The 24,617-nt window shown below is 46.4% G+C and carries 22 protein-coding genes; 6 read left to right on the top strand and 16 right to left on the bottom strand.

Going from position 1 to position 24,617, the window contains the following annotated elements:
• Nucleotides 1-197: 197 nt before the first annotated feature.
• Nucleotides 198-1,427 (top strand): eCIS core domain-containing protein, encoded by a 1,230-nt coding sequence (locus tag RF679_RS13455; RefSeq protein WP_309481147.1) that lies wholly within the window; start codon nucleotides 198-200, stop codon nucleotides 1,425-1,427.
• 200 nt (nucleotides 1,428-1,627) lie between these two features.
• Here RF679_RS13455 and RF679_RS13450 read toward each other — a convergent pair whose 3' ends face one another.
• Both RF679_RS13450 and RF679_RS13445 read right to left on the bottom strand, forming a co-directional pair.
• Nucleotides 1,628-1,900 (bottom strand): hypothetical protein, encoded by a 273-nt coding sequence (locus tag RF679_RS13450; RefSeq protein WP_309481146.1) that lies wholly within the window; start codon nucleotides 1,898-1,900, stop codon nucleotides 1,628-1,630.
• 247 nt (nucleotides 1,901-2,147) lie between these two features.
• Nucleotides 2,148-2,720, bottom strand: a complete 573-nt coding sequence (locus RF679_RS13445; protein ID WP_309481145.1) for a hypothetical protein — start codon at nucleotides 2,718-2,720, stop codon at nucleotides 2,148-2,150.
• 303 nt (nucleotides 2,721-3,023) lie between these two features.
• On the opposite strand from RF679_RS13445, the gene RF679_RS13440 reads away from it, so the two are divergent.
• Nucleotides 3,024-3,605, top strand: coding sequence for a DUF2239 family protein (locus RF679_RS13440; RefSeq protein ID WP_309481144.1), 582 nt, complete (start codon nucleotides 3,024-3,026; stop codon nucleotides 3,603-3,605).
• Nucleotides 3,606-3,869: 264 nt separating this feature from the next.
• Here RF679_RS13440 and RF679_RS13435 read toward each other — a convergent pair whose 3' ends face one another.
• Both RF679_RS13435 and RF679_RS13430 read right to left on the bottom strand, forming a co-directional pair.
• Nucleotides 3,870-4,556 carry a helix-turn-helix transcriptional regulator gene (locus RF679_RS13435; RefSeq protein WP_309481143.1) on the bottom strand — a complete coding sequence of 229 codons (687 nt, stop codon included), beginning with the start codon at nucleotides 4,554-4,556 and terminating at the stop codon, nucleotides 3,870-3,872.
• Between the two features lie 24 nt (nucleotides 4,557-4,580).
• On the bottom strand, nucleotides 4,581-4,889 hold the full coding sequence (locus RF679_RS13430; RefSeq protein ID WP_309481142.1) for a hypothetical protein: 309 nt from the start codon (nucleotides 4,887-4,889) through the stop codon (nucleotides 4,581-4,583).
• 290 nt (nucleotides 4,890-5,179) lie between these two features.
• Between RF679_RS13430 and RF679_RS13425 the strand changes: the two genes are divergently transcribed.
• A complete protein-coding gene (locus RF679_RS13425) occupies nucleotides 5,180-5,725 on the top strand; it encodes a peroxiredoxin-like family protein (protein WP_309481141.1) in 546 nt (181 codons plus the stop codon).
• Nucleotides 5,722-6,249 (top strand): RNA polymerase sigma factor, encoded by a 528-nt coding sequence (locus tag RF679_RS13420; protein ID WP_309481140.1) that lies wholly within the window; start codon nucleotides 5,722-5,724, stop codon nucleotides 6,247-6,249. The genes RF679_RS13425 and RF679_RS13420 overlap by 4 nt, the downstream gene beginning before the upstream one ends.
• Before the next feature lie 100 nt (nucleotides 6,250-6,349).
• On the opposite strand, the gene RF679_RS13415 is transcribed toward RF679_RS13420, so the two are convergent.
• Nucleotides 6,350-7,825, bottom strand: a complete 1,476-nt coding sequence (locus RF679_RS13415; RefSeq protein ID WP_309481139.1) for a hypothetical protein — start codon at nucleotides 7,823-7,825, stop codon at nucleotides 6,350-6,352.
• Nucleotides 7,826-8,169: 344 nt separating this feature from the next.
• On the opposite strand from RF679_RS13415, the gene RF679_RS13410 reads away from it, so the two are divergent.
• The gene (locus tag RF679_RS13410; RefSeq protein WP_309481138.1) at nucleotides 8,170-8,355 is read left to right on the top strand and encodes a hypothetical protein; all 186 of its coding nucleotides are present in this window, start codon (nucleotides 8,170-8,172) and stop codon (nucleotides 8,353-8,355) included.
• Nucleotides 8,356-8,879: 524 nt separating this feature from the next.
• Here the strand turns inward: RF679_RS13410 and RF679_RS13405 are convergent.
• From RF679_RS13405 to RF679_RS13360, 10 genes are all read right to left on the bottom strand, one after another.
• Nucleotides 8,880-10,781 carry an ATP-binding protein gene (locus tag RF679_RS13405; RefSeq protein ID WP_309481137.1) on the bottom strand — a complete coding sequence of 634 codons (1,902 nt, stop codon included), beginning with the start codon at nucleotides 10,779-10,781 and terminating at the stop codon, nucleotides 8,880-8,882.
• 143 nt (nucleotides 10,782-10,924) lie between these two features.
• A complete protein-coding gene (locus RF679_RS13400; protein ID WP_309481136.1) occupies nucleotides 10,925-11,842 on the bottom strand; it encodes a hypothetical protein in 918 nt (305 codons plus the stop codon).
• The gene (locus RF679_RS13395; RefSeq protein WP_309481135.1) at nucleotides 11,839-12,405 is read right to left on the bottom strand and encodes a hypothetical protein; all 567 of its coding nucleotides are present in this window, start codon (nucleotides 12,403-12,405) and stop codon (nucleotides 11,839-11,841) included. Before RF679_RS13395 ends, RF679_RS13400 begins: the two co-directional genes overlap by 4 nt.
• Before the next feature lies 1 nt (nucleotide 12,406).
• Nucleotides 12,407-13,243: a ParA family protein gene (locus RF679_RS13390; protein ID WP_309481134.1), complete on the bottom strand. Its 837-nt coding sequence runs from the start codon at nucleotides 13,241-13,243 to the stop codon at nucleotides 12,407-12,409.
• 64 nt (nucleotides 13,244-13,307) lie between these two features.
• A complete protein-coding gene (locus tag RF679_RS13385; RefSeq protein WP_309481133.1) occupies nucleotides 13,308-13,499 on the bottom strand; it encodes a hypothetical protein in 192 nt (63 codons plus the stop codon).
• A 1,058-nt stretch (nucleotides 13,500-14,557) separates the two neighbouring features.
• Nucleotides 14,558-16,309 carry a glutamine--tRNA ligase/YqeY domain fusion protein gene (locus RF679_RS13380; RefSeq protein WP_309481132.1) on the bottom strand — a complete coding sequence of 584 codons (1,752 nt, stop codon included), beginning with the start codon at nucleotides 16,307-16,309 and terminating at the stop codon, nucleotides 14,558-14,560.
• An 802-nt stretch (nucleotides 16,310-17,111) separates the two neighbouring features.
• The gene (locus tag RF679_RS13375) at nucleotides 17,112-18,455 is read right to left on the bottom strand and encodes an MFS transporter (protein ID WP_309481131.1); all 1,344 of its coding nucleotides are present in this window, start codon (nucleotides 18,453-18,455) and stop codon (nucleotides 17,112-17,114) included.
• 409 nt (nucleotides 18,456-18,864) lie between these two features.
• The gene (locus tag RF679_RS13370) at nucleotides 18,865-19,941 is read right to left on the bottom strand and encodes a MerR family transcriptional regulator (RefSeq protein ID WP_309481130.1); all 1,077 of its coding nucleotides are present in this window, start codon (nucleotides 19,939-19,941) and stop codon (nucleotides 18,865-18,867) included.
• Nucleotides 19,942-20,288: 347 nt separating this feature from the next.
• Nucleotides 20,289-21,134 carry a LytR/AlgR family response regulator transcription factor gene (locus RF679_RS13365; protein ID WP_309481129.1) on the bottom strand — a complete coding sequence of 282 codons (846 nt, stop codon included), beginning with the start codon at nucleotides 21,132-21,134 and terminating at the stop codon, nucleotides 20,289-20,291.
• A 62-nt stretch (nucleotides 21,135-21,196) separates the two neighbouring features.
• The gene (locus RF679_RS13360; protein WP_309481128.1) at nucleotides 21,197-22,393 is read right to left on the bottom strand and encodes a sensor histidine kinase; all 1,197 of its coding nucleotides are present in this window, start codon (nucleotides 22,391-22,393) and stop codon (nucleotides 21,197-21,199) included.
• A gap of 442 nt (nucleotides 22,394-22,835) precedes the next feature.
• Between RF679_RS13360 and RF679_RS13355 the strand changes: the two genes are divergently transcribed.
• A complete protein-coding gene (locus RF679_RS13355; protein ID WP_309481127.1) occupies nucleotides 22,836-23,927 on the top strand; it encodes a hypothetical protein in 1,092 nt (363 codons plus the stop codon).
• A 179-nt stretch (nucleotides 23,928-24,106) separates the two neighbouring features.
• Here the strand turns inward: RF679_RS13355 and RF679_RS13350 are convergent, their stop codons facing one another.
• Nucleotides 24,107-24,577: a GNAT family N-acetyltransferase gene (locus tag RF679_RS13350; protein ID WP_309481126.1), complete on the bottom strand. Its 471-nt coding sequence runs from the start codon at nucleotides 24,575-24,577 to the stop codon at nucleotides 24,107-24,109.
• Nucleotides 24,578-24,617 lie beyond the last annotated feature (40 nt).

Raw genomic sequence — 24,617 nt, 5'->3', positions numbered from 1 at the left:
CAGAAAATTGATAAATTTAACATGTAAAAAAATATCTGTTTTGTTGTAATGATAGTGCGGCTATACTTGTGAAGAAACTCGATCCTTCAAGTTCTGAAGGAAATCCCAAAATGTATTTTCCACGCTGAGCTTTTCGATGGTGCGGCACAGACCCGTGGGGAAAAACCAGTCTTTCTTTTCGACGGAAAGGATACAAGATGCAAACTCGTACGACACGGCCTTCTGAACAAACCTCCGCTCAACAAGCGTCTTCCTCTACACAACTCAAAGAACACAGTCTGGCAGCCTTGACCGATTCGCGGACATCGCATGCGGCGCAACGTCGTACTCAAAATTTGGCAGATGCAAGTGGTGTATCGACGCAGTTAAAGATGATTCAAGCCAAGATGCAAAGCAAAGGCGACGTTGCACAGCGAGCTGAGGAAGAAGAACCTTTGCAAGGAAAGTTTGAAACAGCTCAGCGTGTCGAGGAAGAAGAACCTCTGCAAGGGAAGTTCGAAACCGCGCAACGCGTTGAGGAAGAAGAGCCTTTGCAAGGAAAGTTTGAGACGGCTCAGCGCGCCGAGGAAGAGGAGCCTTTACAAGGAAAATTTGGAACGGCTCAGCGTGTTGAGGAAGAAGAGCCCTTGCAAGGAAAATTTGATGCTGCGCAAAGAAAAGAAGAGGCTAAGCCGAATAACACAGGTTTGCCGAACCAATTAAAAGCAGGTATTGAATCCTTGTCCGGCATGAGCATGGATCATGTGAATGTTCACTATAACTCCGACAAACCAGCTCGGCTCAATGCACATGCTTATGCCCAAGGCAGTGACATCCATGTCGCACCGGGGCAAGAACAACATCTCCCACATGAAGCCTGGCATGTAGTCCAACAAGCGCAGGGGCGAGTAAAACCTACAATGCAGATGAAAACAGGTACTCCAGTCAATGACGATGTCGGGCTTGAAACGGAGGCAGATGTGATGGGTGCGAAGGCCCTGTCGCGTGGGGTGGCTCAAGGAAAAATGCTTGGAACAACCAACGCTGAATCCTCATTAAATGATGGCACTCGGGTCACTAATGGTCGAGCTGAGAATATATTGGACAGTCCAGCCCAACTCAAAGAAAATGTTTTCATTACAGAAGCGGCTAGACGTCACTATAAGGACGGCTGGGGAGATGCTGTAGGCGTTACCTCTGATTCAGAACTAAAAACCAAGGTTCCAGAAGATGCGGCGGGAGAGCAAACCAAACAACTCGGGTATGTTTATGCGCCGTCGAATGAACAGACTAGATCACCTAAGTCGGGGATAAAAAAGGCCAAAACGGTGACGCTAGGGACTAAGGATGGTAAGTACGAAGGCGAAACGATGGCAGTTCATTGTGGGCCGGTTGGCCCCGCGATAGAGCATTACACAGATACAGGAAAGAGATGCCCTTGGAATTAATGTATTGATCGGTTCTGATATTGATTCCTATAGTGTCAGATATAGGCATTTAATATAAAGGTCAAATTTGGCGGCGAAAGCCGCCATTTTTTTGACTTATCTGAGATGGATGCCCAGTGATTTGACAAAAATCTTCAAAGCCCCCAAGTTGATATCTCCTCTGGATCTCTGGATATCAGCGCGACTGAGTCGTCGTTGTTCTATTTTATCTCCGGCTCCACGTAATCCCCACCCAAAGCAATCTTGGCATTGGTATGCGTGATATGTTTGAAAAATGGCGCGGCGTTTTGATTAGAAATGAATAGGAAGTATTCACCATGGGGATTCATCGCGTAGATGGTTAAGAAGTAATCCGCAATGTACTCTTCATCACTTCTGATATCTTCCGAGGTCTTGATGATGGTCGCTTTTTCACCATGAAAAACCAAGCTGGGATTGGTGGAATCGGTCTTGAAATCGAAGAACTGTCGCATGGCCGCTTCTTTTTGCGCCTGTGTATTCTTGAAATACTTATTCCTTTTTTCTTGCGTAACAAAGAAGAAAAGAGCGAAGAAACAAAAGGGAAGGAGATAGTCGAGCATAAACGCTTAGTCAGGTTTTCTGATGTTGAGAATGTGCGAGTGTGAATTTGTTTGGTTAATTTGTTTCGTTAATTTATTCCGTGAATTTATTCATTTTTTATGCCGAAGTAAGCTTGAGGATTCATGCTTCTCAAACCCTTCACTTCTCGCCACGCCCTTTAAAATCGTTCGGATCAAAATCTGCAAAATCAATTTTCCCGAAATGCTTCGGTGGCGTGTATATCTGGCGTTCCATTTGGTCGGGATGTTGAACATGAAATTCGCTTTCTTCGACTCGCACTAACTGCCAGGTTTGATCGCGACGAGAATAATTGAAAGTCGTTGCTACCGACCAGCGATAACCACTCCCACCAAAGTGACGCACCGTGAACGATTTTGATTTCGTGCTGATGCTATCAAAGGGATCGCCGATGGCACCGCCGCAATCACGGCAATACACCACAGCGTCATTGCTCTTCGCGAGCAGCAATTGCCCATTCGTTTGTTTGGTGATGATCTTGAGTGTGCGTGTTCCATCTGCACGTTCAAGCACGAGTAGGTAATCATCCAAGTTATCGCCATTCAGATCGACGGTTTTGAAGTCGCGCACTTTAGTTCCCGCATCGATATGCGTCAGCAAGGCTTTCGGCAGTAATGCTTCGGATACGAAATCCTGCGCCCACGCAGCTTGCATCATGAGTGGCGAAAGTAATAGAAGGGAAAGTCGTTTCATCGCTGGCGTATCAATATTGTGCGGTCTGTGATTGTAATTGAAATTCTATTTCATTTTGCACGTATTGTTGATTCACAGATTGGCCACGAATTTGTGTGCGCTCATGAGGCATCGCATCGCGCTGTTCAATGATGTGTCCATCTCAAACCTCGTTCACCAAGATCGTCAGTAATCCAAAATCCTCACCGGTCGCGCTCGTTTATTTTTATACGGGTAAAATTGACTTTAAATATTTACCCGGGTAATATTTGCAAAGGATTTGTTTTGCAAGTGAATGACAACTGAAGTCGCTTAGGGATCAATATGAAAAATTACACGGTATTTTGTGAGGATCGCATCCTCAAGTCGGGTGCGCTCGAGGAGATAGCGGTCTATCTCAAAGAGCACTACGATGCGCGCAAAGTGTTTCAAGGCCAGTTCCTAGTGATTGATGACCTCGTCGGGGACGCGATCGATCTCGACTTGAGTGGTACCAAGTCTGCGGTGAAAGAACGCTATACGAAACTAGAGTTACCTGCTGAAGAGGAAAAACAAGCAGAAAGCCGTAGCCGTGGCCGGCCCAAACTGGGCGTGGTGTCAAAAGAGGTGACTCTGCTACCGCGCCATTGGGAATGGCTGGCCCTACAACCCGGCGGCGCGTCAGTAGCGTTGCGTAAGTTAATTGACGAGGCTCGCAAGCAAAGTGGCAGTCAAGATCAAATGCGCGTGATGCAAGAGCGCACCTACAAAGCGATGTCCAACATCGCAGCGCATCTGCCCCATTATGAAGACGCGCTACGGGCGCTCTTTGCCTTGGACCAAGCGAAGTATATGGAAATGATAGAGACTTGGCCGGTCGATTATAGACACTACTTGATGCGGATGGCAGGCTTGGCTTCAGCCTAAGTCAGAACTAAATGCGCAGCAAGAAGCAGCGATGCGCGCCCAGCTCAAATTGGCGCCAACTTCGTTTTTTGAGCCTGAAATACCAAACAAGTTAGATGGAAAAAAGTAGGGCGGGTGCAACCCGCGCCGACTGGTTATTCAACATTCGGAGAGTGCAATTCCAAGATCCAAAGAAGATTTGGACGATCAATCGTTGAAGGGATTTTTAGCGCGGGCTTCGGAGGGCTCAGCATGGATATCCGGTAGATTGTAACTAACTTGCATTTACTGAATACCTAATACAACTCGATAGTAGTGATCTAGACTGATCGCCTTTGTTGGTGTGAACGAATCCGACGTATTTTGAATGTCTTCGATACGATCGAAGCGGAAGTTTCGATAGTCACCGCGTAACTCACACCATCCGACTAGCACCCATTTTCCGGTAAGTCCCATAATCCCTAACGGCCATACTATACGTTGACTAAGCTGGTCTTTCTCATTGCGGTAAAGAATCTGCAGTTTCGTTTGCATTTCACAAGCTTGTCGCACTTGTCCGTGTGTTTGGCGTATCGTTGCCTGGTTTTCTGTGACCGGGATACGATACGGCAAATTCTCGCATTGCTGCTTCAAGCGTTCGGGGAGGATGGCGCGAATTTTTTGTTCTGCAAATTGTGCTGACTGTGCTAACTTTGGATCGGTGAAGGCTTGCACCATTTTGCTACCGATAAGGATTGCCAGCATTTCTTCGTTGTTGAACATTAAAGGAGGTAAATAGTTCTCGCCACGTAGAGTAAACCCTACACCAGCTTCTCCTTCAATGTACATTCCCGCCGCGCTAAGACTTTGCATGTCTCTATAGATCGTCCGAACCGAACAACGCATTTGTTGCGCGATGTCTTCCGCGCGAACGGCACCACGATTCGCTTTGAGCAAAGTGATAATCTGAAGTAACCGTTCGTTTTTGTTCATGCGAATTTGATCAAGTAAAGAGATTCAAGTATTTAGGCAATGAACGAGTACTGTTTGATGCGTCATTTCTACTGTGGAAAAATCGATCATACGCATAAATGCGGTGCCATTCAAATCTTTGATAAATTGATCTGCCGCCTGCTTCGCACATTGCTCGCTGTTCCAAAGGACGATATCTGTCCATCTACCAGCGGCGTCTAGGCACAGATGACGTGAGCTAAATCCCGCTTGTCGTCGAACCCAACGCTCAACTTCTTCATTGGCGCGTAAGAATTCTTCTGTGCTGGTTTCAGAAACTAAGTTAAAACGGACGATCTCCATATTCTTGTGCATAAAGCCCTCTTAAGTGACATAGCCAATCGCTACAACGCCATAGTAAAGAAGGATTGTGTCAACTCCTGTCAGGAGAGTTTGTGGACTTTACGACTTTGTGAACGCTGTTGCCGTTTTTGTCGATTTGACTCCGATTGATGTCAGCAACCTAATTTGTGCCAATAAAAGATCCATGCCAAGCGTGGAAATCGCATCGAAGAAAAATTATTTTGTATGCTCGCGAATCGATTCGCACATTTCTTCCCACTAGTCTTCTGAATCGTTTGAAATTCATTTGATCTTAAGGAGTTATGATGGCGAAAATCGCGCAATTGCAGGCCAATGGTTGTGTTCCTGAAACGAATTGGCAAGATATTCAAGGTGTGACACTCGAGGTGCCACACCGCACTCTATGGACACACTTGCAGTTTAGACGCTATGCGCAATGTCCGATTTGCAATCTTCATGTACGCGATTTTTTTCGAAATCATGAGAAAATCCATCGTGCAGGAATTCAAGAAATTATCATCTTTCAATCAACGCGGGAGCAGCTGGTGAGCCATCTGCATGATGGAAACGTGCATGTCATAGCCGATCCAAAGCGTCAGTTGTACCAGCTTTTTGGCGTGCAAAACTCGATGCGATCAGTTTTGCATCCCGGTGCATGGTGGTCGGCTATGAAGGGCGCAGCAAAGTTTGGCATGCATTTGCCAAGGAATGCTGAATCCATGTTCGGAATGCCGGCTGATTTCTTGATTAGTCCGGAAGGTGTCATTGTTGAAGCCCATTACGGTAGGCACGCTGACGATCACTGGTCGGTTGAAGACTTGATTCAAAAACGGAGCGTAGGAAGATGAGCCGCTTAGTGAACATTGAACAAATGATGCTCAAGGCGCAAACGGGCGAGCCTCGTGCGATCGCGGGTTTGCTCGAGCATTGGTATCCCGATCTGCGTCGTTATGCGCAGCGACATTGTCACGCATCATATGCCGAAGACGCAGTGCAAGAAACACTCTTAGTCGTGACACGTCGATTTAGCGCGCTACGTCAGTTGACTTCAGCGACGGCGTGGATGTTCACGATACTCAAGCGCCAATGCTATGCGCTGTTTCGACAATTTCATGTTGATATTCACGTCGAAGATGAAGCATGGGCGGCGATGATCGATTCTAGACCCGCCGCCGAGCTGCGACTTGATCTGATTGCTGCATTAGAATCCTTGCCGCATCACTATTTGCAAGTGATTTTGCTGCGCGACTTTGAAGACTTAACGATCACGGAAATGAGTGAGCAGCTTAATGAATCGGTCGCAACTGTCAAAAGTCGCCTTCATCGTGCGCGTCAGATGGTGCGTGAATATTTATCGACCGAGTCTGAGTAATGCTAGAGATGGGTGTCTCTTCTGTTTGGCAAGGTGTTCCTGACTTTCCTGTGCTTGATGCGCTGAGGTTCGATCGCCTCAAAAGGAGTGACGCAAGGTTCTAATCATCGCAAGACATGTATTCATCCACCTCGAGCAAGTACCATTGTCCATTCACATTCACGAAGCTGATGCGCATGGCGGGTTCGGGTTTGTTTGTTTGGGAGCCGATGCGGACGTGCCAAGCTTCCCATACTGCAAGATCCGCAATACCATCGTGATTGATGTCGATACGATGCAGTTGACCTTGTGTGAATTGCTCATGGCGTTGTTGGCGGCTCTCTTGAAACTGTAAGCTCTGTAGTGCCGATCTCTCTAGTTTGACTTTGCTATGGGTTAACGGAGCAGGGCTAAAAAAATGCACGATCGCTGTGCGATCCTTGTCGCTGCTGCCAATTCGTTTGAGATTTTTTGTTTCGCTGTAGCGGAACCCTTCGCGACAGCCTGCATTCCAGTCCGGGTTTTTTACGGTCGTTGTTTGCGAGCGGACGGTACCATCACTCAAGATCCCATGGGAATACACAGCGGTCTGCAATTCGTGCTCGTATTTGCCAATATCCCACCAACCAACTAGTCTAGCGCCACCGCTCTCAGTAAAAGACCAGAAAGGGCCGCTGAGCACTTTTAAATAGTAGGGGATTTGAAAACCAGCGCTTAGTTGTTCGGCATTCGCGCGCGGTGGCATGAGGCTTGCATGATCAGTAAATGCCGACACACTTGCAGGTGGCAAGCTAATTTGTTTCAGCATACGCAGTGCGCCTTCATAGAATAGTCGGTCATGCAAATTGCCAACCTCGTCTGCCATCTTGGTCGAGACGGTTGCTTGACTATTGATGATGGTTTGAATCGTTTTCCACGGAACCAGCCGATCGCGAAGCAATATGGGGGCTGCGGTTACACCATTCGCCATCAGAGTTTTCATGGCCTCAAATTCAGGAATCGGAAAACGTTTCAGTGGTGGTCGTTTCTCCCAAACAAAATTCTCATCGATCATCTCAAGTTGTCTTTGCTTGGCTGGAAGCATAGTGCGATAGAAAAAAGCGCCGGCATCAGTGAGCCTCGCAAAACTGGGCTGTAGCCAAAAAGCACGCGTTGCCGAATATTGCGGGTTAGGGAGAAGTTCAGGGAACTTCCCAGCATCGTTTTTGATATGAGTAGGTCCGACCGTTTCAATCGTAAGCGGTGCCTTTCCAATAAAACGGCAAGCGACAAATCCTTGCACCGTATGAGTTTTTGCTTCGTCCTTTTCTGCAGGACTCCATTCGATCGCACAATATTCTTGCCCCGGCTTTGTTTCGCTTTCTGAGAAATGAATGGCGGTATTGACGACGAGCTGTGCGATCACTTCGGCATCGGCCCGTGGCGTGTTTCGCACATTGACCCACGAGCCTGTAATCCACGCGTTGCTCTTTATGTGTGCTGATTGCGGGAGTGAGGTTTTCGGCGTGGCGCTAACAGAACCGCAAATTGGAAAATACAACACTAGGCCGATCACAGCAGCTGTGAGTGGCGATGGAAACGAAGGTGTGCGTAGCATGTGGGGACCGCGTTTGCGTTCAATGTTGTTATAAGGTCTTCTAAATGAGGGAGACAAGACCGCCTAGATATTCCCTCAATTATCTTCTAAATTAGCTTCGAAATCATACTTTAACGAGGTTTCATTTTCGGTGTATGAAATCGCGTCACACATCACGTAGCAAAGGTATCAAGCTCTTTGAGATTACTCGAAAATGATGATTGCGTCGCTGCTTTCTTCTGATTGTTAAACGCATTGTGAGAGTGAGAAAAATCAATTGGACACCCAGAAATCAATTGGACACCCAGTGCGGCAAGATCCAATTGGCCGGCCCAATTGGACAGCCATCTCAACAAAAACATGCGATGTCGCAACGAGTCCCACCGATCTTGAACCGCCTTGGTTTTACACCAGAAGAGTTTGTAAAGGCCACGCGTGCCAGAACGATGACGCGCGGCACAGCAATCGCACAGGTAGAGCGCTTACGTGCCTATGCAGAGCATCTGAAGAAACGCTGTGTGGTTGGAGTTGCGATACCAGTTTGCACTTGATGCTGTGCGTCCTTGCCTGTAGTTGTGGCGTGAATTCAAATTAAAAAGAGTAGAGTGTGACCAAACGGAGAGTGTCGTTGATCGACGCTCGGTGAGTAGGACCTTAACGAACAGAGATTGCAAGTGTTGGCTTTAATTTGCGTGAGAATAGTGCTAGAAGCGAGCTGAGTGCTCGCTTATTTTTTGTTGCTTGATCGGGATGGATGTCCACTGATCGTGTAGTTGGTCAAATAGGAGTTTAACTTGGAATACGCACGGCCCACATGGGATGGATGTCCACTGATTTCACTCGGTGAGTAGGACCTTAACGAACAGAGATTGCAAGTGTTGGCTTTAATTTGTGTGAGAATAGTGCTAGAAGCGAGCTGAGTGCTCGCTTATTTTTTGTTGCTTGATCGGGATGGATGTCCACTGATCGTGTCCACCTCACAAAGCCAAATCTATTTTCCCAAAATATTTCTGAAACGAATTTAGTTACTTTCGAAGATGGGTGTCTCTTGAATTTGTTTTGTTCGGTGTTTTGTTTACGAGTTTACTTGTATTGCATCATTTCTAACGTTGCGTTTGGTTTGCTGCTTCATTGCAGATCGTAGTAGTTCTAAGAACGTATGGTTTCTCGATTGTGCGTCTGAAACGATCGCATCAAATGACATTACAAAAATCGGAGTAGGCACAATTACACCACTAGGGCTCTCTGTTGGAAACTCTTGATAAAAAACTTTTCCTTTTGAAAAAAGTGGCGTCCATTTTTGTTGTTTAAGGCTTCTAGCAAATGAGTCATTTATCTCAATTAAAGCGTAGTACCAAATTCTTTGAATGTTTGGGCAATATTTTGCTAACTTATAGGCTCGCTCAAGTAGTTGGTTAATCGCATATTGATTCTCTCTTTCGTCGTCTGTCTTGCGTTTGATTTCTACGACTACGACGTCAACCGATTCGGATGAGTTGGGGTCCGAAGAAAAAATCATTGCGATATCAGGTCGTCCTGTTTCGGTCGAAAAGTCTTCATCATCGATCCGTATTGCTTTTATAACGTCATCCATGCGTGCTTCGCTCAAAATCGTACGAAAGGTCATAAATTTATCGTCGAGAAGCCAAGCATTGTTTTGGTAGATGTCACTAACTATGGAATCTTGATCATATTTTTCCCATCGTGGGACAATGAGGTTATGAATTTCAGCTTCAGAATTTGCCGATGTCATTTCCCTCATTTTTCCTATGATTTTTTCACGATAAAGAATGTACTCTGTTAAGGTGCGAGATGAAGCATCCAAAGACTTCTCATATAATTCATCTGTCATGTTTTCGCACTGTAGAATTTCTTTTTGGACTTTAAAGAATTTCTGTTGTGCGACATTTAGCGCATCTTCTCTGTCGATTAAACCAACTGATGCAGAATCGAAGTATCCCAACAAATGCGGGAATTGTTCTTCAAATTTCATTTCTGTTTTTTTGTTTTTTTCTGCAATTTCTGGGATCGTCTCGGCAAGTATCGTACTAATTTCACCGCGTAACCTAGAGTAAAGCATGTTCTCATTTATATTTTCCGCAAGAACGAGACGCTGCCTAGATGAATCTGCACTTGCTTTAAATAGTTCCGATGAAAAGATAAATACTGCTGTATTCCCGTAAGGAATGCTCGACTGCTGGATTAAACTTACAGGGATTGTTCTCCCATCAATGCTCACGGCTGTCTGTAAATTGGCTGAGCAACCTGTATCTACCTTTACATAATAATGCATGTCGATATTTGCATATGCATCAATCGTGCAATCTGATAGTGCCTTATGCTTCATCATTGGTAGATCATCGGATGTGATTGATACATCGCTAGAAAAAAACTCTTTTTGCGCATTACTTTCTTGAGTCTTTAGCTCGATTCTGATCTTGAAGTCGACTTTTCTTTCACGTAAGTCATTCAGTGTCAGTAAAAAGTGGGAAATTATTTTTTCCTTGAGACTTCCTGGGCGTAAATCATCGTATGATTTGACTTTGTCTTTAGCGAAACCTTCAAAAGATAGACTCGTTTCACATTGGTTCTTCGATTCTTTAATCGTTTCGACATCTGATTTTCCGTCGAAATTTTCTTTGAATGTGAATGTTCGACGCTTGTTGCTCCACGCGCTTGTCACAGAAACTTTGCTGAAATAGTTTAAGAAAACAAGTCGTCCAATCCCTTTGTGGAATGAATCTTTCGGTTTCATCAGGGTCTTGAAGCGTGAAAAACTCTCTTCGGTAAAACCTTTACCGTTATCAGTAACTCGGATACTTAAAGTTTCTGAAGATGAAAAAGCCTCAATTGTGATAAGAATTCGAATTTCAGTTGCCCCGGCATCAAGCGCGTTTGCTATAGCTTCGAAATAGACAAGCGAAAGCGACGGATTAGGGAAAAATAGTTTAATTGCGCTAGAGGTTTCAATATCCATTTTTTTCCCAAATACCTTTTGTTAACATTTGATAGTTGTAGCAACAGGTTTTACGATCATGTAACGATGCGGACAATGTCGTATGGCACGACTAGATCCAGTTCTTTCTTCTCAATTTCGTTCGATTAGACTTGCCGATTTGATCAAACGTTCAGTGCGCGTCGAAATGCAGCTCGTCGCTTTTTACTGAATGCGCCGAGAACAATCGATTTATCATAATCGCTCAATGCTAGGAAATTATCTAGGTGAGCAGCAAGCAAGAATGCGACTGCCATTGAAACAAAACTTGACGCCGCGGAGTTTAGTTCTTGTGATTTGGCTGCATCGATTTGGAGGTCATAGTTCGACTTAAAAGAGTTCATCGTTACTGTAAGTGAGCCATGAACATATGACGAGCAATCCGAATACAATTTTTCGTTTTCGCTGAAAAGATCCCCATCCAAATCGCCTGATTTTGAAATAAAATCTTTCGTTAAGTTTCGGAAAATTTTTAGATAGCTAGTTCTGGTTAGATAATCTCTCAATTCTTTAGGTGAGATTTTTATATTATGTTCATCAAGTCCACCACCGTTCGAACTTAAAGCCCAAAATTCTTCTTGATGATCCTTGTAATATAGGTGTCGGTACAAATCTTCAAGCATACATCTCAGGGCGATTTGAGCACCACGATAGTTTCCCATGTAAAAACTGTTTAAAAGTAAAAGCGAGTCAGAAAACAGTTCGTCAAAATAAGCATTGAAATTTTGTCTTTGCAAACCAATTTTTAGTTCATTGGAGAATTTAGAACTTTTGTTGAATGTCGCGACTGCTTCTACAAAAAGTTGTTTATTACCGCTAGACTTGAGCTCTGAGAGTACAATTTCTCGAGAAGGATTTCGAACATACTTTGAATCTATAAGTACCCGTAGCAAAGCAAACAACGGATATAAGGTTGCGAACAGTTGTTTGGAACCGGCTGTAGTCTTCAGCGATGAAACTTTTGAAGATACGCTTTGTTCGAATTCAGTTAGGTACGCATCGAATTCCTCGTCAATCTTTTTGTTCAAATAGGGTACTTTCATATTCTATGATGTTCCAATTCGATTGCTTTTTTGAATTTTGGTTCTGTCAGAAATCTCATCATAAGTTCATCAAATGTTTGAATTTTTTGATCTTCATCTTGCGCATTAAATATGCTTTTGAAAATACGAACTAATTTTAGTGGATCCGTCTTCCCTAGATTTATTAGAATCGGCTCAGTTCGGAGGCAATAGGATAATAGATTGGAAAGTTCATATTGATTCCAATCCTGAGCATTTTTTTCAAGAAGGCTCCAAAATTGGGAATAAAACTTCCTCGCCATTCTTGGGTCTCGCATCAATCCGTGAAAATAGCGGTTTCGATATTCGAGGATTGATATCTCATTCAACTTCTTAGCTTCCTGAGTTATACGTCTTGACTTAGAAAGTGTGTAATTGGAAATTTGCCGTAAAGTCTCTTTCCTACTATTTGAAGATATGTCTTTGCGGAAAATCGAATTAACTAGCCCAGTTAATATTTTCGTTAACGCTTTTTGATCGTCTGGATCAAGCGAATTTGCTTCGTTTCTAAGAACGTTTGTTATTTCGTCTAATTCTTCGTTCATATTAGACTTTCGCTAAGAATTCGTTCACAAAGGTTATGAACTCTATTTTTGCTTCATTGTTCGCTGGGGTCGTTAAAAAGCTTGTACGCTTCCCGTTTGCAACTCGATACCAATTATTTTGAGAAATTCTGGACCTAAAAAGTTTACCGCTATCCCAACCTTTAATAATTTCGTTTGATTGTGTAATTTGATTTTGCTGGTTTTTATCCCACATGGTAAATATAACACCAATGACTTTAGGCTCGAAACCGTAGTCATTTTCATGTTCTTCAAGAACCTGTTTCATCAACTTTGTACCATATGCACCGAAAGAGTCAGAGATCATTGGGATTAGAACTGCTTTTGTCGTATTTAACGCAATCGTTGTAAGCGATGAATATGTAGGAGAGCAATCGATCAAAATAAAGTCATATTTGTGTTTGACTTTTTCTGTAATCAATTGGTCGAGATCATAAGGTCCAAGTGTCATCCCTTTTAATACGGAACTTAAAATTAACTCTGAAGGTATGAGATCAAATGAGCCTTCTGACGAGGAGTCAGAGAAAACTTTATAGATAAATTCGTCAATATTTAATGAAGGAGGATTTGATTGAGTTATCGGGCCATATGTTCTAAAAGTGTGAATGAAAACATCTGCTATTGTTTTTTTATTTTTTAAATGTGTTTGATAGTTGATTTCGTCAGTTGACACTATAGTGGCATTGGCTTGCGGGTCCAAATCGATAAGAAGGACTTTTTTCTTTAGACCTTCAGCTAAGTAGTAGGCGAGATTAAATGACAAAGTGGTTTTTCCGACACCACCTTTCATATTGATAATCGATGCAAGCTTGGCAACCATGTATCTCCTTTTTTATGCTCTGCTGATTTCTGGAAAGTGCTGGGTCATTACATCGCGGTTTAGTTCAACGTGATTTTTTTCCGAAAAGATATGAAACGATCATGACATCTAGAATTTCCAGTAGCTTTGGAATGTTCTTTTCGGTTACAAAAAGGTAAGTTGTTGCAGAAATTAATAAGACAGCTATTAGTCCAGCGTAGTTGTTCGAAATTGCATCGAAAAAAAGCGAAATAGGATTTGTTTTTGGATTATCCATTTTGACTTCCTAGAATAGTTATGAAATTTTTTTTGTATGCTAATCGGTGATCTATCGACGCGAACAAAAATGGTGCCCAAATGAGCAGGAACAACAATTGAACTCGCGTTAAATTTGGTGAATCGAAAGAGAAAAATACTACTGTTCCAAATAGAATAAAATTAATTAAAAAAGTTCGGAGAGTTAGAAGTCCGAACTTAGTCTTTCCGACAAAAATTCTCCAGCAAAGTCGCAGTACTTTGAAATATGCGTATGAGTCCTTTATTCTTTCTTTTTGCTCATTTATCTCGGCTTCGGAAAATGGCAAAGTTCTTCTTAATACACCAAGTTTGATCGATTTGCTCTCTATTTGTTCAAAAATGTCTTTGACCTTAATACCATCGTATGAGACGTTGAGTACTACGTTTTTGCCCAGATAAAGAGCCATGTGATTCCAGTATGAGCGCATGAAATATCTAATGATTTTTGCAAGAAGGCTGTCGCTGTCGTGGTAAAGGATGCAATCCCCGGGCATTAAATTTGCGACGAATTTAGACCTGTCATCGGAGACTACCTCGAGCCACGAAAATTTGTAATATTCATTGACATGCACAGTGTCAAATATGTCGTATAAATATGGTCTTTCTTGTGAAAACTTTAGAAGTTGACGTGCATCTCTGTAAAGGCATTCGAATTCATCTGGAATGAACGTGCTCGTGTAAAGAATTGCAGTGTGATGGTCCAGCCCTCGACTCTCTCGAACTATCTGTGAAATAACTATTGCGGGCGTTAGATTCTGTAACTCTAAACAATCGACTAGAAATCGCGATAGACTTCGTTGAAAAAATAAGGCTAGCAGCACAAGTGAGAAATTGAAAATAGCCCAGATGAGAATCACATTTCTCGATAGCTCCCTAGGAATATACTCGTTTCCGACAAAAGCCAAGAGAACAAGGAAAACAAAATTCCTCGAATATTTGAAGTTAAATTGATCGAAGAATTCTCTCATCATTTTTGATACTAGGTGCTATTCTCGACATAGTATTTCAACATCCCGCCTCAATTTTTAGCGTGATCACTCACTTTCCCCAACTATCCTTCAAAGTAGTCACCCGATTAAACACAGGCTTACCCTTCACAGAATCCACGCGATCCGCTACAAAATAACCATGGCGTTCAAACTGCAAGCGCGTATCAGGTTCGACGTTGACCATGCCTGGTTCCACATAAACACGAATCGTTTCTAGCGACGATGGATTCAACAAAGCCATAAAGTCTTTGCCGCCTGCATCTGGATTCGCATCGGTGAACAAACGGTCGTACAAACGTACTTCGACTTCTAAGGAATCAGAAACACTCACCCAGTGGATGTTGCCTTTGACTTTGTAGTTGGCGCTGCCTTCTGTGCCGGATTTACTGTCGGGGAAGTAGTTGCAATGGACGGCGATGACGTTGCCGTGTTCATCTTTGTCGCAGCCGGTGCATTCAACCACATAGCCGTAGCGCAAGCGCACTTTGTTGCCAGGGAAGAGGCGGAAGTAGCCTTTTGTTGGTTCTTCCATGAAGTCTTCTTGTTCTATCCACAGTTCTTTGCTGATCGTGAATTCACGGTTGCCGAGCTCTGGGTGGTGTGGATGGATAGGCGCTGTACAGGCGACGGCTTCACCTTCTGGGAAGTTGTCGATGATCAACTTGAGTGGACGCAAGACGGCCGTGGCACGTGGTGCTTTCGGGTCGAGGTCGTCACGCAATGCACCTTCTAAAGTGCTGTAGTCGATCCAGCCGTCAGATTTGGAAACACCGATGCGGTCGCAGAAGAGTTGAATCGCTTCGGGTGTGTAGCCGCGACGACGGATACCGACGATGGTTGGCATGCGTGGGTCGTCCCAACCGCTGACGATGTTTTGTTCGACGAGTTGGCGCAACTTACGTTTGGAGGTGACGACATAGGTCAAATTCAAACGCGCGAATTCGTATTGCTGCGGCACCGGTTGTTTGAAGAAACCACCTTCGGTGGCACGGGCGATGATCCAGTCGTAGAACGGACGGTGATCTTGGAATTCCAAAGTACAGATCGAGTGCGTGATGTTTTCAATCGCGTCTTCGAGTGGATGCGCGTAATCGTACATCGGGTAGATGCACCATTTGTCGCCGGTGTTGTGGTGGTGCGCGTGACGAATGCGATAGATCGCTGGGTCGCGCATATTCATGTTCGGTGATGCCATATCGATCTTGGCGCGCAAGATGTGAGCGCCATCGGCAAATTCACCGGCCTTCATGCGGCGGAATAAATCTAGAGATTCGCTTGCCGCGCGATCACGGAAAGGCGAGTTCACACCTGGTTTAGAGAAGTCACCACGGTTGGCCGCCATATCTTCCGCGCTTTGGCTATCGACATAGGCGTGGCCCGCTTCGATCAAGTATTCGGCAATTGCGTAGAAGGTGTCGAAATAATTGCTGGCGTAGTAGAGGTGGCTGCCGCCAGTGTAAGCGTCGCCATTCTTTTCGCCATAGTTCCAATCAAAGCCTAACCATTTGACGCTGTCCATGATGGTGTCGACGTATTCTTGATCTTCTTTTTCTGGATTGGTGTCGTCGAAGCGCAAATGGCAACGGCCTTGGTAGTCGCGTGCTAAACCAAAGTTTAAGCAAATCGATTTGGCATGACCGATGTGCAAATAGCCATTCGGTTCAGGCGGAAAACGCGTGATCACATTCGGCAAGCCATCGCGTGTGTATTTGCCGTCGGCGAGGTCTTTGTCGATGATGGCGCGGAGGAAGTTAGAAATGACAGGAGCTTCTGCGTTTTTATTGTCAGGTTTATTACTCATTGCGGAATTCTTTGTAAAAGGATTTTAAATACTTGATTGGCAAGCATTTTACCGCAGGGCAAAGGGTTTATGGCATTCACCAGCGACTATGAACAGGGCTTTTGAGGAAAACGTCGGTTTTTGGGGGGATTTGTCGGGGAAATGTGGGGCGTTGGTGGGGCGATTTTGTAGTTGGCTGGGGTGTTTTTGCTTGTCATTCCTGCGCAGGCGGGAATCTAGAGGCGTTTGTCTTTGATTGTTGAAGATGTAAAGACACTGGGCTCCCGCCTGCGCGGGAGCGACAATTAAAGCTTCTGCGCTTCTCTGTGCCTTTGCGTCTCGGCGTTGAGGGGTTTTGATTGGAAGAAGGAAGTTTGCTGTTCAAGTGTTCAGCGGATTGATTTAAGATGGATTCCCGCTTTCGCGGGAATGACGGGTGTGTGGGGGGGGATTGACGTTGGGTTTGTTGTTGCTGAATCGCCCTCACCCTAACCCTCTCCCGCCTGCGGGAGAGGGGATTCTCTCTGCCCACGATGATGTATCGTGTTGCAAGTTGCAATCAGCAGAGCTGCTATGTCCGTCATTCCCGCGCAGGCTGGAATCTAGTGGCGTTTGTATTCGGGTGCTGAAGTTGCAAAGACACTGGGCTCACGCCTGCGCGGGAGCGACAATTAAAGACTCTGCGCTTCTCTGCGCCTTTGCATTTCGGCGTTGAGGGGTTTTGATTGGCAGAAGGGAGTTTGCTGTTCAAGTGTTCAGCGGATTGATTCAAGGTGGATTCCCGCTTTCGCGGGAATGACGAGTCTGGGGGCGGCAGAGGGACTTAAGAGCCCGCAGGCGCTTGTTGTGGCTTTGCCTCTTCCATTTGCTTCAACGGCGTCACGATGATGGCGATGATGACGATGACTAGCAACAGCACTGAACTGGCGCCGAATAATTGGCTGAGACTGAAATGTTGCATCACGTAGCCGGTGATCGCTGCGGAGATGGGGCCGATGCCCATGAAGATGAACATGAACACACTCATGGTACGGCCTAACATGTTGGGTGCTACACGGCTTTGTATCCACGTGAAGACAGCGACGTGTAAGAAGCCTCCGAGTAAGCCGATCACGAAGAGTAGGCTCGCCGCTGGCCAACTGGAATCAACCCATCCTAAGGGCGCGAACAAGAGGGCAATGATGGCGTCGACCAACAGCAAAGTTCGACCGAGATTTCCCAGGCGCAGGCGAGGGAAGACGCTGGCGAAGACCATGCCGACTAAGGTTCCTGCGCCATGTGTGCCGCCGAGAAGCCCCAGCGTGGATGCGCTGTTGTTGATGTGCTGGGCTAGTAAAGGCATCGCGATTTGCAGTGGCCCCATGACGAAGAAAGCGATGGCAGACCAATACAAGAAGCAGGTGCGTAACATGACATCGTTCCAGCAATAGCGCAGACCATCGATGGTGTCAGTGAGTAAGCCGGTTTTCTTGCTGGATTCTTTGTGTGGGTTTGCGTTGGCATCCAGTGTGCGCACTTGTACGCGTGACAGTGTCCAAGCAGAAAAGGCGTAGCTAAAACAATCGAAGGCAAATGCAGCGGCGATGCCGTAATAAGTGGAGTTGGTCGATGTGCTTGTTTTGTTGTGATCGATCAAAGCGATCAGACCACCCGCCATAATCGGCCCTAAAAAGAAGGTGACCTGACGCAGACTCAGCATCATGCCATTGGCTTTTTGTAGATGTTCTTTGCTGACCACGCGTGGCAGCATTGATGAGCCTGAGGGAATGCTAAAGGCGGTCGAAATACCAAGTGCCAAAGCGATGGCATGCAGCATCCATAATTGAATGTGAGCGCTCAGGATGGCGAAGATCAGAATTAACAACAAAGCTGTGTTGATGTGCTTACTCAACATCAGCACGCGTTTTGGCGAGTAACGATCAACCACGGCACCGCCGATCAGAATCAACACGGCGCGTGGTACGCCGAGTAAGGCGAGGGCGAGCCCTAATTGGGCGGCGTCGTTGCTCAATTGGAGTACAAGCCATGGAAGGGCGATCATGGTGAACTGATCGCCGAGCATGGAGGTGATACCGCCAATCAGCATCCACACAAAGTTCTTGTCTTGGAAGAGGGCGTTTGAAGCCGGGGCTTCGTTTGGTGGGGATTGGGAGTTTGTGGTTTGCATTGTTAGCTCATGGAAAATGAATTTTAGAAATGGGCTTGGTTTTTTATTTATGACTGTTTTTAACTTGTACGACACTGGATTCCTGCCTTCGCAGGAATGACACTGCTTTTGAAACGTCAGTAGGTGCATGCTGAAAGCGAAGGCGAGTTTTGCCATGACGTCTAGCGCGCTGCCTTTTATTCCTTCCCCTTCCAAAGAAAGGTCGGGATGGTGTGCTGTAGTTGGTCGCTGACCCTTAGCTTCGAAACCCATCCCCACCCTAGCCCTCCCCTTGAAAGGGAGGGGATTTAGAGGCAAATTCTCATGCTCTAACGAGAGTGATTTGAGAATAAATCCTCTCGCTCGAAGGGAGGGGGCTTAGAGAGAAATGAGCTTTATTGGTCGACTCGCGATGTCACAGAATGCAATCTCAACGCTTTCGCTTGGCGCTCTTGCTGGTCGGTTGACCTTCCAGATGCCGCTGCGTCTCCATGAAGTACAGGCCCGTTAGCGCATAGTTCAAGATCTCTTGCGTCAGTCCACCACCGAAGGTAGTTGGCGGTTCTTTTTGATGGTGTAGGCGAACCTTTTGGATGACCTCGAGATTGTGTCCCCACGCTTCAAAAAACATCTCGCGCCATTCGACTAAGCGCTCTTGGGTTCTTTCATCGCTGGCCGCTACGCCTTGGTCAATCAGTGCTTGTAAATCGGCGAACAAGGCTAACCATCGATCGGCATTGCGAATGAATGCCGGGCGCATGTACTGGCATTCTTCCTCGCTCAGAAAGCTGCGGTAGAACTGGTAGCGTATCTCGACCGCACTTTGATTGAGATAGTTCATGACTTCTTGATCAACGCCGCTCATGGCTTGGATCGCAGGCTCTTGTTCATGCAGTTTGACGATTTTCTTCAAGACACCGGGATGGGGGATCGCGGTGTTGACGGTTTTCATCCACTGTTTTGCGATTTCAAGCGCGGCGTGATCCTCAGGTGGCACTTTGGCTTGTATCAGACTGCGAATTTGCGCCGCGTAGCTTTGCAAGACGCGATCTAATTCACCACTGCGCATCTTGGGTTGCTGTCGTAAAAAGTCGAGGTCGGCTTTGTTCAAATATTTGTCTTGCACACTCATCATTTCCAGTGTCGACAGCCAATAGTCGAGGCTGGGTCCGCTGTTGTCGTGCATTTTGTTCTGCAGCTCGCGCAGACGCGTCAAGAGTTCCTCTTGTTGCTTGATGTGGTGTTCGATATTGCGAATCTGCTCGTCGATCACCACATTTAAATCGACGCCCTGTGTATCGACAATCTCTGCTACTTCTTGCAAGCTCAGATCTAAACGACGCAAGGCTTGGATGCGATGGAGACGCGCGATATCGTTGCGGTCGTACAAACGATAACCAGCATCGGAGCGCACCGAAGGCGTCAACAAACCGAGTTTGTCATAGTGGTGCAAGGTGCGCACGGTGATGCCGGTGCGTTTTGCGAGATCGCCAATTTTGAGTTGCATGGATAGTCCTCAAGCACATTCGAAGCTGATGTTGATAAGGCAAATCAGTCGCCACATCAGCAAGTTGAAGAGCACTATAAACCCTGACACTGTGTCAGGGTCAAGCACTGTTTTGGGATTTTTTTGAGGTTACCTGCAGTTTTGTCTTTTTACGCGAAACAAATGTAGTGTCATCCCTGCGAAGGCAGGGATCCAGTGACGTTTGTCTTCGTTAGGACTAGCTGTAAAGACACTGGGCTCCAGCCTCTGTGGGAGCGACGGCGAAATTCTCTGCGCCCCTCAGCGCCTCTGCGTCTCGGCGTTGAGGGGTTTTGATTTTCTTCGCTAAGAATGGCTAGGCTTGAACTTTAAGCAAAATGTGCCCGCACCTGCGCGATGTATCTCTCACTGACAGGCACTTCATCGCCATTGAACAAGGCAAGTTGATAGACGCCATCTCCGGCGACGCGTACTTGCTGCATTTGATTGGTGCGAACAATGGCGGTGCGATGCACGCGTAAAAATTCCTGTGGATTGAGGCGCTTTTCGATTTCGGTGAGCGTGATGCGATGAAGCACGATGCGCTTTGGTAGGTGGAGCTCGACATAATTACTCGCGCTCGATACCCACAGTACATCGCTCAGTCTGACGCACTCCATCTCACCAACGGAGCGCACGATCACGTGTTCCAAATAGTTTGTTGGTGGGGCATCTCGAGTCTCACTTGTTGGGTTAGTCGTGATGGCTGGGCTATTCGGTGGTGTAGGGTGTTTCTCAAGGGCACTCGCATTCTCGACGAACATGGTGAGCGCTTCGCGATAACCCCGTTTTTGTTCGAGCATTTCTTCAGCGCGTTTCAGTGCCTCAGCAAAGCGACGCGGATTGAATGGTTTGAGCAAGTAGTCAAGCGCATGCACTTCGAAGGCATCGACCGCGTGGGCATTGTAGGCAGTGACAAAAACGATGAGCGGCGGATCTTGCATGGTGCTAATGCTGCGCGCCAGGCTGATGCCGTTTTCTTTGGGCATTTGAATATCGAGGAATACGACGTCGACAGCATTTTTTTCGAGATACTCTCGCGCCGCCGCGGCATTTCCGAATTCAGCCAGCACTTGCCATTGTGCATGCTTGCTTAAGGCGTAGCGCAGCGTGACGCGGCCCGGATCTTCATCGTCAACAATGATCGCGCGGTGATTGGTGGTGCTATTGGACATACTAGACATCATGGTTGAACAAAAACGAAAACAAATGTGGAGCCAACATTGTGAGATGGTGATTAAGCATCATGCTCCCTCGCCGATTTAAAATCTAACTCCAACTCCAACAAGGGAATTTCAATGTTGACGTAAAAGCGTTGTTCGAATATGTGGGTCGTCAGGGTTGCTGTAGGGCCGTAAGACATCGCCAAACGATCGCGGGTGTTTCGCAAACCAAGCCCCGCGCCAGGGTTCGGACTTTCTCCCTCATGTTGCACCGGATTGCTTAAGGCGATGTGTAAGTGATGCTCTTGTAAAGTGAACTGCAGACGAATATCACTGGCGTCTTGGTGACTGTCGAGATCATGACGAATGGCGTTTTCAACGAGCGGTTGCAGCAATAGAGGAGGGCAGTTTATTTGCGCAATTTCAGGCTCAAAACCTTCGCAAATGAAGTGAAGACGATCACCATAACGTAGACGCTGCAGCTGTAGGTAATCTTCAACGAATTGCATTTCATCCGCTAACTTCACCCAGTTTTTTTCTGAGGCGGTGAGGGCATAGCGTAGAAGTTCGCTGAGATCATTGATGCCGTTGAGCGCCGTGTCTTTATTGTCTTGCATGACGAGAGCGCTAATGGCATTTAAGGCGTTGAACATAAAATGCGGTTCGAGTTGCGCCCGCAAGGCGAGCATTCTCTGTTGTTCGAGTTCGAGCTTTATGGCGAGCATATCGGCCCGTTCGCGTTCCCAGCGTCGACGGCGTTCTTGGTTTTGCTGCCACAGTTTGATCGCGGCGACGGCTAAGTAAATCGCCGCGACCGAGGTAATTTGCAGCAAACTGGCGATGTAGTTAATCAGTTTGAGTTGCTGGCCGACGCCTTCCCACGTCATCAGGAATTGGTCGTTTTGCAGAAAGTCCTTAAAAACAAACAGGAGCTGCAAAGGTAATAAAGCAAGCATGAGGGCAGCGAAGCCGACGATGAGATTTTTGCCTGATGCATAAACTTGTGGCCAGCGTTGAAAGCCATGCCAGATGACGATGCTGATGACGCCCATTGCGATTGCACGGTCAACCCACGCGATAAAGATCGGCCAATAGTCAGGATTAAAGCCCGTGCGGAGATCATCATTTAACGAGGTGAGGGCGCCGACGGCGGCGAAAATACCCCAACCCAGAATTTGCAAGAACGCGAACCACAACCGACGCGACCACGGCGCGGTTGCATTTGTACCTGCATTTGGGCGTTCGGCAAGGGATGTGGGGGGGATCGTCATGCTGGCAGTATAGCAGCGCGGCTTTCGCTTTTACTGCCAAGCAAGCCGACTTGATCACCTATGGCAGGGTCTTCGTCCCAAACCTACTGCGCCTCTTGCGTAGCCTCATTACAATCGCGGCCGCCGGTGCTGCGAAAACGGCATGCGGAGCTGAAGTCTGCAAAAGTTTTTAATTTGCATCGCAGCAAGTCACCTAGTCAAAGCGTTTTGGAAAGGTTCTTGTGGTTTGTTGCCACAAAGCTTTGAAAAAAAGGCGTGCAAAACGCTTAAAAACGTATCGAAAAGTAGTACTTATTAGATAGCACTCTGCAAATTGGGTCAGATCGTTTCTAATACGCCCTATCAATTCAAAACACATCGCTGCACCAATAAAAAATGCAGGCACTCCCCGTGACCCGCACCGTGTTTAGGTCAAATTGAATCAAAAGTTAGAGGCAAAAAAGTGAAATCTCAAAAAAGACGTCAGGCCTTGATGGAGGCCGCCGATTTAGGTTTGTTGTATTACGGTCAAGTCAAACCTTTGGTCGAATTCATGGAACAACGCGAACGTCGTCAACGTGAGGCACGTTGGAATGGTAGCACCATGCTGACCTATTGCGCCGGCCTATTGGTCGTGGCGATCTGCACCATGTTTAGTACCTTAGCGCTCGAAAAATGGGGCATGACAGTCTTATTCGAATTGAGCCTTATGTATTGCTTGGCCAGTTTGCTCTGTGCGCTGTGGTTCCATGGACATGACCACCGCGTGCCAACTAATTTCTTTGCCACGATCTTCATCATGATGGTGCCGATGTTGGTGTTTTCAGTGCAGAACATGATGGGCTATTGGCCAGCGGGGCATACCCCGCAACTGCACGATCTTTACCACGTATTTGATCGTCGTTGGTTTGTGATTGAGGCGGTCACGGTTGTCAGCGCTTTGTTGGTGTTGTGGTTCTTCAAGCGCAGTTATTTGGTGATTCCTGTTTTGTTGAGTTTGTTTTTGATGGCATGGGATCTGTTGCCGAACCTTTTGCTTGGTATGGATTTGGATTCCTTGAGCCCAGTTGCGTGGAACCTGCGCAAAGCGATCGCTCTGATCTTTGGTTTTGCGGTACTGGTGTTGGGCTTTATCGTCGATATGCAAATTACTCGTAAACGTGATTACGCATTCTGGCTGTATAGCTTTGGCTTACTCAGTTTCAGCGGTAGTTTGGCGCTGTATTTTGTTGCTGATCAAGGCCCAAGCTTTGCGGTGTCTTATCTCGGCCAAGCGGTGTATTTCAGTATCAACGGTTTGTTGTTGTTATTGTCGGCAGCCTTGCAACGCCGTAGTTTTGCGGTTGCCGGAGCGCTTGGTATTGCCTTTGCGATGATGCACGGTGTATGGCAGTTGTTTCAAGGTAGTTTCGCGATCGTTGGAGCCTTGATCACCTGTGTCTTTGCCTATTTGATGTTGGCGATGTGGTGGTCACATAATGAGCATCGTTTCGCACCACGTTTGCGTGGATATTTGCCGGATGCCTTGCAGAATAATTTATTGTGGCGTCATTGATTTGTAGTGCATGAGAAGTTTGTCAGTGGCGCATTGAAGTCAAGACATTGAAAGCTTTGATCACTGCGGGAGGACAGGTTTTATTGAATTGTCGTTTCCTCTAACTTTGCGACAATTTTTGGGCGACGTCTCACCGCGTCGCCCTTTTTTTGACTCTAATTTTGCCTTTAATTTTGCGTTTAGGATTGAGACCTTGTTGAGGCAGAAAGTAGCATTTCGACGTGAGGGATATCGTCTTCGAGATAGATGTCAGACACCGTGACAAAGCCAAAGGACTGATAAAATTTTTCAAGATAATGTTGAGCGCCGATGCGAATTGCTTGTTGTGGATGCAGTCGCTGGCATTCAGCAATTCCGCGAACGAGTAACTGCTTGCCGAGCCCTTGTCCACGGCCATGTTGTGTCGTGATGACGCGTCCCAGCGAGGCTTCTGGATACTTCAATCCTGGGGGCACAACGCGCAGGTAGGCCGCCAGTTGCGATTCATCGTTCCACGCACTGAGATGATGGCAGTTGAGATCCGCTCCATCGGCATCAAGGTAAGGACAGTTCTGTTCGACGACGAAGACTTCGGAGCGTGCTTGTAGGATTGCGTATAATTGTGATGTTGTAAGTTCGCTAAAAGCGAGTGTTTGCCAGTGAATGCTCATGTTGCCTCGGGATTTTGTTCGAAGAATGAATCGCGTGTTT

Origin of the sequence: Undibacterium cyanobacteriorum, assembly GCF_031326225.1 — a bacterium.
GTDB classification, from domain to species: Bacteria; Pseudomonadota; Gammaproteobacteria; order Burkholderiales; family Burkholderiaceae_D; genus Undibacterium; species Undibacterium cyanobacteriorum.
The sequence above is the reverse complement of the archived record's forward strand: the minus strand, read 5'-3'. Positions and strand labels throughout refer to the sequence as shown.